The organism is Candidatus Poriferisodalis sp. (assembly GCF_965208485.1).
GTDB lineage: Bacteria > Actinomycetota > Acidimicrobiia > Acidimicrobiales > Poriferisodalaceae > Poriferisodalis.
The window spans coordinates 525,267-538,116 of record NZ_OZ242344.1; the positions used below are offsets into that span (position 1 = coordinate 525,267).

13 protein-coding genes and 1 pseudogene are annotated in these 12,850 nt (G+C 67.4%); 1 reads left to right on the plus strand and 13 read right to left on the minus strand.

Going from position 1 to position 12,850, the window contains the following annotated elements; genetic code table 11:
- Positions 1-3: 3 nt before the first annotated feature.
- The 7 genes from ACOGXQ_RS02480 to ACOGXQ_RS02510 all read right to left on the minus strand — a co-directional run bounded on the left by ACOGXQ_RS02480 (position 4) and on the right by ACOGXQ_RS02510 (position 5,840).
- Positions 4-1,956: a peptidoglycan D,D-transpeptidase FtsI family protein gene (locus ACOGXQ_RS02480; RefSeq protein ID WP_419945882.1), complete on the minus strand. Its 1,953-nt coding sequence runs from the start codon at positions 1,954-1,956 to the stop codon at positions 4-6.
- Positions 1,925-2,383 carry a hypothetical protein gene (locus ACOGXQ_RS02485; protein WP_419945883.1) on the minus strand — a complete coding sequence of 153 codons (459 nt, stop codon included), beginning with the start codon at positions 2,381-2,383 and terminating at the stop codon, positions 1,925-1,927. Before ACOGXQ_RS02485 ends, ACOGXQ_RS02480 begins: the two co-directional genes overlap by 32 nt.
- 33 nt (positions 2,384-2,416) lie before the next feature.
- Entirely contained in the window at positions 2,417-3,373 is a 957-nt protein-coding gene (gene rsmH / locus ACOGXQ_RS02490) for a 16S rRNA (cytosine(1402)-N(4))-methyltransferase RsmH (protein ID WP_419945884.1), read from the minus strand.
- Positions 3,370-3,843: a division/cell wall cluster transcriptional repressor MraZ gene (locus ACOGXQ_RS02495; protein WP_419945885.1), complete on the minus strand. Its 474-nt coding sequence runs from the start codon at positions 3,841-3,843 to the stop codon at positions 3,370-3,372. Before ACOGXQ_RS02495 ends, rsmH begins: the two co-directional genes overlap by 4 nt.
- A 401-nt stretch (positions 3,844-4,244) precedes the next feature.
- The gene (locus ACOGXQ_RS02500; protein ID WP_419945886.1) at positions 4,245-5,000 is read right to left on the minus strand and encodes a lipoyl protein ligase domain-containing protein; all 756 of its coding nucleotides are present in this window, start codon (positions 4,998-5,000) and stop codon (positions 4,245-4,247) included.
- Positions 5,001-5,062: 62 nt separating this feature from the next.
- A complete protein-coding gene (locus ACOGXQ_RS02505; protein ID WP_419945887.1) occupies positions 5,063-5,698 on the minus strand; it encodes an HNH endonuclease in 636 nt (211 codons plus the stop codon).
- A 7-nt stretch (positions 5,699-5,705) separates the two neighbouring features.
- Complete coding sequence (locus ACOGXQ_RS02510) at positions 5,706-5,840, minus strand: hypothetical protein (RefSeq protein ID WP_419945888.1); 135 nt, start codon at positions 5,838-5,840, stop codon at positions 5,706-5,708.
- 249 nt (positions 5,841-6,089) lie between these two features.
- On the opposite strand from ACOGXQ_RS02510, the gene ACOGXQ_RS02515 reads away from it, so the two are divergent.
- A complete protein-coding gene (locus ACOGXQ_RS02515) occupies positions 6,090-6,962 on the plus strand; it encodes an IS5 family transposase (protein ID WP_419947325.1) in 873 nt (290 codons plus the stop codon).
- Positions 6,963-7,283: 321 nt separating this feature from the next.
- Here the strand turns inward: ACOGXQ_RS02515 and ACOGXQ_RS02520 are convergent, their stop codons facing one another.
- The 6 genes and pseudogenes from ACOGXQ_RS02520 to ACOGXQ_RS02545 all read right to left on the minus strand — a co-directional run.
- Positions 7,284-7,973, minus strand: a complete 690-nt coding sequence (locus ACOGXQ_RS02520) for a hypothetical protein (RefSeq protein ID WP_419945889.1) — start codon at positions 7,971-7,973, stop codon at positions 7,284-7,286.
- Between the two features lie 140 nt (positions 7,974-8,113).
- Positions 8,114-8,380, minus strand: coding sequence for a hypothetical protein (locus ACOGXQ_RS02525; RefSeq protein WP_419945890.1), 267 nt, complete (start codon positions 8,378-8,380; stop codon positions 8,114-8,116).
- 186 nt (positions 8,381-8,566) lie between these two features.
- A complete protein-coding gene (locus ACOGXQ_RS02530) occupies positions 8,567-9,394 on the minus strand; it encodes an alpha/beta fold hydrolase (protein ID WP_419945891.1) in 828 nt (275 codons plus the stop codon).
- A complete protein-coding gene (locus tag ACOGXQ_RS02535) occupies positions 9,391-10,716 on the minus strand; it encodes an LLM class flavin-dependent oxidoreductase (RefSeq protein WP_419945892.1) in 1,326 nt (441 codons plus the stop codon). Before ACOGXQ_RS02535 ends, ACOGXQ_RS02530 begins: the two co-directional genes overlap by 4 nt.
- Positions 10,717-10,857: 141 nt before the next feature.
- The gene (locus tag ACOGXQ_RS02540; protein WP_419945893.1) at positions 10,858-11,073 is read right to left on the minus strand and encodes a hypothetical protein; all 216 of its coding nucleotides are present in this window, start codon (positions 11,071-11,073) and stop codon (positions 10,858-10,860) included.
- A 202-nt stretch (positions 11,074-11,275) separates the two neighbouring features.
- Positions 11,276-12,815 (minus strand): annotated as a pseudogene (locus ACOGXQ_RS02545) (IS1182 family transposase); the annotation flags it as partial.
- Positions 12,816-12,850: the final 35 nt, after the last annotated feature.

The window sequence follows — 12,850 nt, forward strand, 5'->3', positions numbered from 1 at the left end:
TCCTCAGGCATCGGGCGCGACCTGCAGCATTCGCAAGGCGTACTCGGCGATCTCGGCGAACACCGGCGCCGCCACGATGCCGGCCCGGTACTCGTCTGGCTCGTCGAGGACGACCACGACCGTGAGCTCGGGTCGGCCGACCGGCAGGAAACCGGCGAACGAGCTCACATAGTCCCCCTCGCTGTATCCCCCGTCCGGACTGGGTTTCTGGGCGGTGCCTGTCTTGCCGGCAACGTGATAGCCCCGGATTGCTGCCCGCTTGCCCGTTCCGTCGCGGACGACGGCAGCCAACATCTCAGCCATGTGTGCGGCTGTCTGCGGCGACAGCACCCTGCGAGCAGGAGCGGGTTCGACAGGTCGCAGCGCACCGCGGCTGCCGACGCTGCCCAGCACCAGCCGCGGCGTCACGTAGATCCCGTCGTTGGCGATCGTGTTGTAGGCAGCGGCGAGCTGAATCGCCGTCACTGCCATGCCTTGACCGAAGGCAATCGTGGCCAAGTCGGTGCCCTGCCAGACGTTTGCCGGCCGCAGGATCCCGCGGCTCTCGCCTGGCAGCGCCGGCGAGTCCTCATCGCCGGTGAGCGAGCCGAAGCCGAATGAGCGCAGCGACTGCTGCAAGGCTGTCTCGCCGATTCGTTCAGCGATCTGGATCGTCCCGATGTTCGAAGAATGGACGAGTATCTCTGTCGTCGTCATCTCGCGGTCGACTTGCGAGTAGGGCTCAATGAATCTCTTGTCCGCAAATGCGTACTCGGTCGGCGTGGAGTACCTGTCGTCGGGAGATGTCAAGCCCGCTTCGAGCGCCGTGGCGATCGTGAAGCTCTTGGCCACGGAGCCGGGCTCGAAGGCATCGGTGTAGGCAGGATTGTAGGCCACCGGCCGGATCTCACCGCTGTCGGCGTCCCGGCGGACCGCCGCAAGGGCCAGCACGTCGCCGGTTTCCACTGCCAGGACGACCGCCATGCCGCTGCGGGCGCCCGTCGACGCAACCGCATCAGTGAGCGAGCGCTCGGCGACCCATTGCACCTGGGTGTGCAGAGTCAGCACGACGTCTGCGCCGTGGTAGACCGGCTCGAAGAACTCGACACCGTTCGGCAACGGCATCCCGCTCTGCGCGATGCGTGCGACCTCGCGGCCGTCAGTTCCGTCCAGCATGTCGGCGAATTGCTTCTCTGCGCCGCCAAGGGGGTTCTGATCGATGTCGACGGCGCCCAGCAGGCCTCGGGCGAAGTCGTCGCCGTTCGGTCGCAGCCGTGAGAACTCGCCGCGCACGTTGATCCCCGGGAGCTGCAGTTCCTGCACGGCCGCGCCTTCGGCGGGACTCACTTGGCGCGCCACATAGACGAAGTGCCGATCGCTCCCCAAGCGCTCGGCAATCGTGTCCACATCAATGTCCAGCACCGTTGCCAAGACGCTCGCCGTCTCGTGCGGCCGGCGGACTGACCGGGGATCGGCCCAGATCGTGGGCAGGCTGTCCGAGACCGCGAGCAGGTTGAGATTGCGGTCGAGGATCGCGCCTCGTACCGAGGGGATCTGCCATTGTGCCGTGCCTTGGCGCGCGCCGAGATCGGCATAGGTGTCACGATCCAGCCATTGCACCTGGGCCAGCCGCCCCGCCAGCACAGCGAGGGCGACGACAGTCGCGACAATCAGCAGCAGCGCCCGGCGCTGCGGTCGACCCGGGCGGACATTGCGGCGCCGAGGCTCGGGCGGCGTTCGCTGCGGCACTCGCTCATGCGACGGTGCTCGATGCGGGCCGTCGGGGTCGGCAGATGGGGCGATCGACGGGTGCCAGCGAGGGGCGTCGGGTGCATCGGAGAGCGCGTGCGTCCAGACTCGTGCACGCGCCTCTCGAGTACCCAGCCCGGGCGGGGCGCCCATCGATGGGTGCCATGAACCCGGCTCGGGACGGGAATCGGTCCGATCAAGAACGTCGGTCATGCGCTGTGGACGCATCGGTCAGTAGCGTCTTGATCGAGAGCCAGTTCCCCCCGTCGTGCGCGATCTCCTCCGATATATCGACCGCGGCAATATGGCGAGGCTCGATGCGCACATCGATGGGATCCGACGCGTTGACCAGCCCGAGCGCTCCGACGCCCATCAGCTCGATCTTGGCCGGGCCGTGGAGCGTTTGCATCTCGTAGCGCAGATCCAGCAAGCGCTCTCGCTCGACTGCGATCTCCGACTCCAGTTCGGACAGCCTGTACTGGCCAGCAGCCAGCCACGAGTGAAACAGCGCGAGGCCGGCGAGCACTGCAATGACGGCGGCCACCCCGAGAGTCGTGATGCCCACCAGTCGCAACCCCACGGCGCGGCGCGCCGGAACCCGCACCAGCGCTGCCGACGCGTGTGCGGCGCCGAGGTGAGCAGTGACGGCGACCATCGGATGCTGCGGTCTTCCGGATGGGGCGCGGGATCAGCGACCGGCTCGCGTGAGCCGCTCGGCAGCACGCATCAAGGCACTGGCGGATCGCGGATTCCGTTCGACTTCCGCAGCGCTGGGGCGGGTGACCTTGCGACGCAGCAACCGGACCGCCGGAGCGGCTCCGCAGATGCACGGCAACGTCGACGGGCACTCGCACACGCCGTCGGCTGATTGGTGCATGATGACTTTCACGATGCTGTCTTCTCCTGAGTGATAGGTGAGCGTTGCTATGCGGCCGCCTGGAAGGAGGCACCCGAGCGCAGCTCGTATGGCGGGTTCGATGAGGTTGAGTTCGTCGTTGACTTCGATGCGGATCGCTGCGAACGTGCGCATTGCGGGATGGCGTCGGCCGCGCCGGGCTGCTGCCGGCACCGCCGCTCGGACGGTGTCGGCCAGCTGGTGCGTTGTGCGCAGCGGGCGTGCTTCTGCGATTGCCGAGGCGATCCGGTCGGCGAAGCGCTCTTGGGCGTTCCGTCTCAGGAGCTCGCCCAGCCGTTCCGGCTCGTAGGTGTTCACGACCGTGGCGGCGTCGAGCGGCGCGCGCTGGTCCATGCGCATGTCGAGCGGCCCGTCATGGCGGTGGGAAAATCCTCGTTCGGCCGAGTCCAGTTGATGGCTGCTGACGCCGAAGTCGAACAACACGCCGACGGGCGGGCCAGCATCGCACGCAGCCACCAGCTCGCCGAGGCGGTCGAAGCGCCCGCAGCAGTAGACAACACGGTTGCCGAAAGGTGCAAGACGCTCCCGGGCGGCGGCGATGGCGTCGGGGTCACGATCGATGCCGAGCAGTGTCCGGCCCGGATGCTGGTCCAGAAGTGCTTCGGCGTGACCGCCTCCTCCCAGCGTCGCGTCCACCACCAGTCCGCTGCCGACGGGAGCGAACACTTCGGCGATCTCGGACACCATGACGGGGGCGTGAAACGACCTGGTGGCCGCTGCGGCGCTCACGAGATCTCCGACGCTGCAGCGTGGTCGGCTTGCGAGCTGACGGTGCTGCCGCTCTCGGGCGCAGCAAGGAGGGATTCGCCCTGCGCATTCATGTCCTGCCAGCGCCCGGAATCCCAGATCTCGACTTCGTCGATCGCTCCGATCACCACACAGTCCCGCTGAAGCCCTGCAAAGCGGCGCAGTTCCTCGGGGATCGCGATGCGCCCCTGCTTGTCCGGCAGGACCCGCGCCGCTCCCGCACCGAACGAGCGCTTGGCGGCACGCCCCGGCGGCCCGCCGGATGCCGAACGCTCGGACATCTGCGTCGCGATCTCGTCGAATCGATCTGGCGTCATGAGCGCCAGGCAGCCCTCGCTCTGCTTGATGAGGTAGCCGGATGGCTCGAAGGCACTCCGGAACCCGGCAGGGAGCACGATGCGGCCCTTGGCATCGAGCGCATGCTCATGCTGGCCGACGAACAGACTCTCCACCGCAGTTGCCTCCGCAGCGTTGACAGTTGGAACAATCGAATGGCTCGTGGGCAACTGCCCCTTTCCGAACCACTTCACACCACTTTATGGGCTAATCACCCACCATGTCCACCCCGATGTGCCTGGCGCGCCCTAGGAGGCTGGTCGGAAAGCCGCTGTTTCGGCGTTTGTCAGATGCAAACCCGCAGGTCAGGGACTTGCTGTGTCGGCAAGATCCCCTTTTCCGACCACCCTCCTAGGAGACTGCTGATTTATTCGGATCCGGGCAAGTCTGCAATGCTCTGACCTGCGGCTTTGTGTCCGTGAATCGGCGATTTCGGCGATTGCTCAGCAGTCTCCTAGGGACAGTCGCTGGGGGATGTCGGCACCCTTGCTCTGGAGCGCTGCGCCAGCTGGACCCGTCAGCTGTCAGGAGCGGTGATGAACTCCGCGGCCAGCTCGACGAGATCAGACGATCTCAGTCCGGTGCACATCTCGCCCCAGCCGACAGCGCTGTCCCAGACCTGCCTCGCGGTCTGATCGTCCAGCAGTGACAACAGCGGTCCCAAGGTAAACCGCTCGTACCACAGGCACTGGAACCGACTGCCTTCGCGCGTGCGGCGCTGAGAGATCCCGACGAGCTTGCGGCTTCCGACGAAGACTTCGCCCGGGCCGCGTGACGCGAAGCACACCATGCCATCACTGGGACCTGTGTCGTAAGGACCGTCGAAGATGCTCGCCGCCACCCCGAGGGATGCAAACGCGGCAGCCAGTCGTCGGCCGAGCCAACCGAAAGCCTCACTGATATCTGTGCGCCACAGCGGATCGCCGGCCGGGACGAAGACGTCGATCCAAGTGCACGCCTGAGGATCCAGCCACACCGCTCCCCCGCCGCTGCGCCGCCGCACCACGTCGAAGGAACCGCGCGGGTAGCTGAGACTCCCCGTTGCCAAACGCGTTGTTCCCCGCTCTTGTCCGCTTCGCTCACGGGCCGCTCGGACCCGGGACTCAGCCTCTGGGCGCTCACCTCCGAAGGGGTCGGGGCTGGTGGAACCGAGGATCACAGCGGATGCTGTCGGCCGAAGCCACGAGATCCGCCGACGGCCGTCATGCGGCATCAGGCGGCCATGCAGCAGCCCTGCCGTGCCCCGCCATTGCTCGCGCACCCACAGCGCCACCCGTCCACGATGGCAGACCGGACCTGTTCGTGGTCAACAGCGGCGTCAGATCGGCGCTGTGCTCAGACGAGCTGGGGACGCAGCCGAGGCAAGTAGTCCGTCCACTCCATGGGCGAGTCGGGGCGCATGGCGGCGACAATCGCCAACGGCTCGGGGGCGTACGGCGTGCGCCGCAGCCGGTAGCGGCCTTCCGACAGCAGCGAGTCGCCCTTGCCGACGTTGCAGGTCTGGCAACAGGCGACCACGTTCTCCCAAGTGTGCTCGCCGCCGCGGCTGCGGGGGTGTACGTGGTCGATGCATTCCGCTTGGTTCCCGCAGTACTGGCAACGATGGGCATCGCGCACGAAGACAGCTCGCCGGTGCAGCGGCGCCCGCCGCCTGTACGGCGCCCGGGCGTGATAGGTCAGTCGGACCACTGAGGGGGCTGACATCGACATTCTGGACGAGCGGATGGCGCCAAGGCGGGTGTGCACGACATCGGCCTTGCCGGCCAGCACCAGCAGCAGCGCACGCCGAACCGTGGTGATCGACAGCGGTTGGCAGGTGACGTTGAGCACCAAGGTCCGCTCGGACAGCACCGAATGCGCGCGAGTCGCCGTGCCGTCGTCGTTCCCACGGTGCCCGTTGGGCGTCAGGCACCCATTGACCGGTTCGACGTCCGGGCGAGGCGCGTAGGCGATCGCGCCACGGGCAGTCATTCCGCCCTCACGTCAGGGCCATGCCCGGCCAGCGTCGACACCACTCCAGCCATTGGATCAGATCGTCGGACTCCGTTGGCGAGCTGCCGTCGTCACCCACAGCGGTCACCTGCCGGAATCGCAGATAGTCACGGGGGGGCACCGGAAGGAACGGCGACCTCAGCCACCATCGTCTCGGCACCAGGCGCCTCGCGGCCCCTATTGCCGCTGGCCACAAGCAAGGTTGCGCCGCAACGGCGCACAGCGAACGGCCCAAAGCGGTGATCCGCAATGCAGGGCGTCGGCGAGCACGGCGCATCGAGCCACTCTAAGAGGCCGCGCGGATAGGCGGCCGTCCACGGGTCGTCTGGTTCGCCGGTGTATTGGTCGGGTTGTCCTGAACTTGACGACCGTGGAGGCCGGTTTCATCATGCGCGCTTTGAGCAAGGTGGTGGTGGATGTCATCTGGGCTGCGGTCGAGCCGCGGTTGGCTCGTCCCCGGTCGCATCCGCTGGGCTGTCACCGGCCTCGGATATCGGATCGGCTGTGCCTGCGGGGGATCATCATCAGGCTGGTGACGGGCTGCTCGTGGGAGTCCGTTGAGCACCTGTTGGACGGCGAGGTGTCTGACACGACGCTGCGGTCGCGCCGCGACGAATGGGTCGCCGCCGGGGTGTTCGATCACATCGCGGCCGAGGCGATCGCCGCGTGGGACCGCATCATGGGCCTGCGGCTCGCCGATCTGTGCGTCGACGGCTCGGTCCACAAGGCCCCTTGCGGCGGGGCGGGGACTGGCAAAAGCCCTGTTGACAGGCGGAAACTGGGCTGGAAGTGGTCGCTGGCGACCGACGCGGCGGGCACCCCGGTCGCGTGGGCCGCCGACGGCGCGAACCGCAACGACATCATGCTGTTCGAGCCCACCCTCGCCGAGATCGAACGCCGAGGCCTGCACCACGACATCGAAACCGTCCATCTCGACCGCGGCTACATCGGCGCCCGCGTCGACCGGGCCGTCCACAAAGCAGGCATCGCCGACATCGAGCGGCCCGCCAAGCGGCCCCCCACAACCACAGACCCCAAACCGGCCGCCGCCCCCATGGGGCTGCGCTGGACAGTGGAGCGCACCAACTCCTGGCTGTCCAACTACGGGCAGCTACGACGCAACACCGACCGCAAACCCCAGCACCGCCTCGCCCAACTCGCCCTCGCCATAACGCTCATCATCGTCATCAAACTCATCGACCACCGCAACCGCTGGCAGCCCACCGAACCACCTATCCGCTGACGCTCTAAGCCCAGAGTGGGCGGTCGCCGGGGAGTGTGGGCCGACCGGCCGATCCTGCTCGCCGTGTCCGACAACGGCCCCGCAATGACCAGCCGCGACACACGCGTCCGGATGGCGATGGCGGCCATCGCTCAGCACTGCGGCCGCCCATCCACCCCCACCGACCAAGCCTGGACAGAGAGCTTCTTCGGCCACATCAACCACGAACGGCCCCACCTGCTCGACATCGCCGACCCCGACCTGCCCGAAACCGAGCCGGCCCGCGTCGGCACCGACTACAACGCAATCACACAATCAGACAGCACCAAGGGATCGGCTACGTCACCCCCGACGACGAACACCACCACCGAGGAGAAACGATCCGCGAGGCTCGCCGGCAAGGCCTCCAACAAGCCCGAACACGACGGCTCGAACACAACCGCCGCAACGCCAACAAACCCGAGAAGACAACACGTGTGTTGTGTCTGGTTTCGCGCGACAGGTTCTGAGTTTTTTCAAGCAGCATCGGAGTGCCACCGCGCCCTTCGCGATGTTTAGGGCTGCGTTGCCTTCCACCCCGTAGAGAGGGTTCGCCTCTTGAAGTGACGCGAACGCCACACCGCGCGAGCTGAATTCGTACATGGCCGACAGCGGATGGTCGTAGAACTCGCAAACCGTCAGCATGAAGTGCAGCAGGATCATGACTGCCGGCTCGAACTCAGGGTCGGCTAGCTGTGCGATCAACGCGATGTCGTCATCGGAAAGGCCCAACGAACGAGAAGCGTCACCGAACAGCTCCGCCGCCAAAGCGGCCCGCGCCCCCGGATCAGACCAGTTGATCTGCGGCTTGGCCGCCCTGTCGTAATCGCCGCGCGACAGCGAACCCGCCGCCTCGCCCGCCGCGGCGGCGTCGAGCGCCCCCAGCACCCCGACGCAGCGGCGGACCTGGGAACGGATCAAAGTCACGGTGTCCTGGGTCAGCACGCAATCCTCGATGCCCGTGGAGTCCACCGTGCGGCGATGCCCGATCACCCCCGCACGCTTCGCCGCGATCTTGACCCGGTCCCCCCCAAAAGCTCTCCATCCCCGCGCGCACCAGCCGCGCCCGGAACTCCGCCAGCACCGCATGGGGGATCCCCCGGATGCTCCAAAGACAGCCCCAACGCCGCCTTCTACGACATGTCGAACCGCGAACGCCGCTCAGCCTCGCGGTCCCACACCCCATAGAACAACTGACACAACAGCAACGACGCCACCACCGACGGCGGATGCGACGGCCGTCCGCGCCCCGACACATACAAAGCACCAAAATCGGCGTCACGGAACAACTCGCCACGAGCCTGCCCCAACGCCGCCAAAAACCCCTCCGAATCCAGCAGATCCCCGACCATCACCCCGACACCGAAAAACGAACCCTGACCGTCAACCGAACCGCGCACCCCCGCATTGTCCCGCGCGCCCACCCCCCACACGCGGAAACCCACCGACTTTCCGACCACCCTCCTAGGAGGCTGGCCGGAAAGCCGCTATTTCGGCGTTTGTCAGATGCAAACCCGCAGGTCAGGGGCTTGTGCTTCCAGCCAGACCTGCATATTTCAGCATCCTGCTAGAGGCGGCGAGACCGCTCAGGCGAAGGCGGCTGCGGCGATCTCGGCGACTTGGCCTGGCTGATCGAAGTCGGCTTGGTGGCCTGCGTCGTCCAGCAGGTGCGTTCCGACCACATTCGGCAGTGCATCGGCCCAGCGGCCCAAGTACGACGCCGGGATGATCCGGTCCTTGGCGCCGTGCACCAGCGTCACCGGATTGGTCACCCGGTGCAGCCGGTCCGCCAGTCCCCATTCGGGCAGCGGCCAGATCAACTGTGCCGCAGCGGTGCGGGTGAGGTACCGGTGCACGCCGTGCTCTACCACCATGTCGGCAGGCAGATCGGCCGGGTCGTCGAAGAACGCCGTCGACGCCGCAGTGTCCTCGGTCAGCATGGCTCGCTGCACGCTCAACGTCGTGCCGAACGGGTCCGCCACAGGATCGTCGTCGTCCCACAGGCCGAACGGCGAGATGAGCATCATCGAACCGAATGCCTCGGGTCGTACCGCCGCCAGTTCCAGCGCCAGCATCGCCCCCACGCTGGATGCCACCAGAGGGGCACCCACCAACCCAGCCAGATCGACGATCTCGCTCGCGGCCACCACCCAATCATGCAGATTGCGCAGCCCCTCAGGCTCGCTCGAACCGGTGAAACCAGGAAGGCTCGGCGCGACGACCCGGTAGCCGGCGACCGCCAAGCTCTCCAGCACAGCGTGCGCACCCGGGTTGCCGAGCATGCCGTGCAAGTACCCCACTGTGGGGCCGTCGCCCAGCTCGACGAGGCCGATGTGGCCGGCCCGGTACGGCAGCGTGTCCGGGGCGAAGCGACCGGCCAGCGGCGCGCCGGCGGCGGCTGAGCCAGCACTCACTGGACCCTGCTCCCCACCGGCGCCAGCTGCTGGTCGCCCTTGGGCCACCAGCGGTCCTCGTACTCGTCCTCGAAGAGACCGGCAACCTCGGGCATCACTTGGGTGGCGTACATCTCGGTGTTCATCTTCACCAGCTCGGGGTCCATGTTGCCGAAGTGGCTGAAGACCATCAGGTGCCCGACGTTCATGGTGGTGGCCAGCTCGTGCACTTGCTCGGTGACCTGGGTGGGATTGCCCAGGATGATGTAGCCCTTCTCGACCATCGCCTCGAATGTCAGCTTCTTGGAGCCATAGGAGGGCTTCGCAGACCCGGCCTTGGCGGCGTCGGCTGCGCTGGCCTCACGTCTGGCGGTGGCCTCGCGGGCGACTCGCTCCACCATGCCCTCCACCCCGGCTCGCACCGTGTTGGGCGTCTTGTAGCCGGGCGGATCGGCGTAGCCGGCGTACACGTGCAGGCAGGTGTTGAAGAAGTACTCGGCCGGCTCGCGGTACAGGTCCCAGGCCTCGGCCTCGGTGTCGGCCACCGCAATGAACTGGGCGAAGCCGCCCTGGAACGGGTTGGTCTGCTTGCCGAGCTCCTGGACCTTCTTCCAGAAGCCCTGCATGGTCCGCAGCCCCGCCTTGTAGCCGAAGTAGCTCAGGTAGCAGTACACGAGGTCTTCGGCGGCACACCAGTCCCAGGTGTCCACCGAGCCGCCGCCGGGAATCCAGATCGGCGGGTGGGGCTGCTGCACCGGCCGGGGCCACACGTTGACGTAGCGCAGCTTGCTGTAGTTGCCGTTGAAGCTGAAGACCTCGTCGGTGGTCCATGCCTGCCGGATGAGATCCACGCCCTCGTGGTAACGCTCGCGCAGCGTGGCCGGGTTCTGGCCGTACGCGTAGATGGTGTCCATCGGCGAGCCCACCGGGAAGCCGGCGATCATCCGCCCGCCGGTGATGCCGTCCAGCATCGCGATCTCCTCAGCCACCCGCAGCGGCGGGTTGTACAGCGCCACCGAGTCGCCCAGTACCACGATGTTGGTGTCGGGGCAGTTGCGCGACAGGGCGGCCGCGATGATGTTGGGGCTGGGCATCAGCCCGTAGCCGTTGGAGTGATGCTCGTTGATGCCCACTGCGTCGAACCCGCATGTGGCCGCGAACTCGAGCTGGTCGAGGTACGTGTTGTAGGTCTGGTGGCCGACCGTGGGGTCGTACAGCTTGGGGTCGATGTCCACCCAGACCGAGCGGTGCTGCTCGGGAAAATCCGGCGGGAGCTCCGGGTACGGCATCAAATGGAAGAAGATCGACTTCACGATGTGCTCCTCGGCAGGCTGAGCGGTCATGCGCTCGCCCAGCGTTCGTGCGCGAACGCGGCGGGCAGAAAAAATCTACTCTGCGTTCGACTCCGCAACCGATGAGCCTGCATGCAACCGCACTGCGCCGGGCCAGGTCGTTGCCGACACAGCGTCGGATACTGCCGTTGATTACTCGCGTTCGAAGCCGCTGCCGGTCTCGAAGCCGAGCGTGTTGGAGTTCTCGGTGACGATGCGCACCACATGGCTTGGTGTGCCCTCAGGGATCCGAGCGTCGATGTCCAATGTCACCCGAACTTCGGCACCCTCAAGGGCGACCAAGTGGGCGACGATCTCTTCGGCGACTTGGCCCGCTGTGAGACCAACCCGCTCGGGGTCGAGTTGCACCGTGCCGTGGTAACGACGACTCGTTGCCGACCTAGGATCGACCGCTCCGTCGCGGATCGACGCAGAATCCCCATCGAGTCCACCATGCCCTGCTAGGAGTCCGCTGAGCAATCGGCTTGTCGGGGCGGCTGAGTTGTCGGAGGAGTGATCCCGGGCGGGTTCGGTGGTGTGGTGGGCGGGGTTCGGGTCTGGTGGCGGGTCTGGTGGTGGCCCAGTGGGTGCTGTTGTGGTGGAGTCCGAGGCTGGCGAGGCGTTGGAGGTTCACTGCTGCTGCGCGCAGCCGCAGCCAGTGCCGGTTCTTGGCGGCGCCGATGTAGGGGCATCTTCGGGCTCGGCGGGTGAGCCAGGCGATGCTGCGCTCGGCCATGGGACGGTGGGTGCGGTAGTCGCGTTCGAACTGGGGGGTGCGGGCTTGTGCCCGTGCGGCGGCGAGCAGCCCGTGGTGGGGGTTGATGCTGACGCGGCGTCCGCTGTTGGCGGTGGTGCAGCGCGTCCGCTGCGGGCATCGGCGGCAGTGCCGCCCGAAGGTTGCTGTGCCGGCGGCGCTGATCGTGACGGTGATGCCCTCGGGGCAGGTGACGGTGCCGGAGAACTGCCCGCTGTCGGGGTCGCAGTCGTAGTCGATGTCGAAGTCGTCGATGCCGTAGCCGCCTTCGACGGCGACCCGCAGCGGCGGGGGCTTGATCACCGCTTCCATCTGGCGTCCGGCGAGGTCGGCTCGCAGAGCCCCGGTGCCATAGGCGCTGTCGGCGAGCACCACGGTGCCCGCCGGCTCGCCGTCGAGCAGTCCCATCGCTGCGTCGGCGTCGCCCGTGTCGCCGGGGGACAGATCGGCGGCGGTGATCAGGCCCGTGTCGGGCTCGGCTGCGATGTGGGCCTTGAAGCCGTCCCGGTAGCTGTGAGCGGTCTTGTGGGTGTGCCGCGACTCGGGATCGACCACGCTGATCACCCGCCCCTTCGCGGTCCGCCGGGCGATCCGCCACCGCCCCGGCTCCCCGTCGACGGGCTCGGTGTCCTGGCCCGCGACCAGCCCCAACAGCCCCACCGCGTCCGCCTGGGCATCGTCCAATTCGAGGCCCCCCGCTGCGCCGATCAGATCCAACGCGTCATCTGTCAGCTCGCTGACCAGCCGCTCGATGTCCGCAGGGTCCGCCCAGTCCACCACCGGCCCCGCCGGGTCCAGATTGCGTTCGCGCACCGGAACCTCGCCCAACTCGCCCACCAGCCGCCGCACCCGCCGAATCTGGACCGCCAGCATCGTGACGGTGCCCTGACGGGCGACCGCGTCGTCGAGCACCGTGGAATCCAGCACACGCCGCTCACGCCCCGCGACCGCGCCCGACGCTGCGATCAGCCCCCGCACCGCCTCGAAGATCCGATCCGGACGCCCGCCGGCCCGCAGCCTGTTCCGCCACAACGTCAGCACCGTGTGATGGAACGCCTCATCAGTGAGCGCCAGCCCCGCCGCAGCCTTCCACCCCACATCAGTCTGCAACCGCGCGCACGCCGCCCGATCCGACAGGCCCTCCAACGCCTGCAGCACCATCACCGCGGCCACCACCTCCCCCGGGCGCCGACGGGCGACCACGCCCACTCGCGAACAGATCCTCGAACAACCCGTCAGCAAACAACCGACAACGATGCTCCGCCAACAACGCACACACCGACCCCCGCGCCAACAGATGCCCGCACACCACCGCCGCGTCCAACAACACCCGATCCCGACCCGCTGACCCCTGCACCCCACCAGTGTCCCACGCGCCACCCACCCCCCACG

Excerpts from the sequence above, each read along its gene's own strand:
- ACOGXQ_RS02480 (WP_419945882.1), bottom strand. The coding sequence starts at position 1,956 with ATGCGTCCACAGCGCATGACCGACGTTCTTGATCGGACCGATTCCCGT.
- ACOGXQ_RS02485 (WP_419945883.1), bottom strand. The coding sequence starts at position 2,383 with ATGGTCGCCGTCACTGCTCACCTCGGCGCCGCACACGCGTCGGCAGCG.
- ACOGXQ_RS02505 (WP_419945887.1), bottom strand. The coding sequence starts at position 5,698 with ATGACTGCCCGTGGCGCGATCGCCTACGCGCCTCGCCCGGACGTCGAA.
- ACOGXQ_RS02535 (WP_419945892.1), bottom strand. The coding sequence starts at position 10,716 with ATGACCGCTCAGCCTGCCGAGGAGCACATCGTGAAGTCGATCTTCTTC.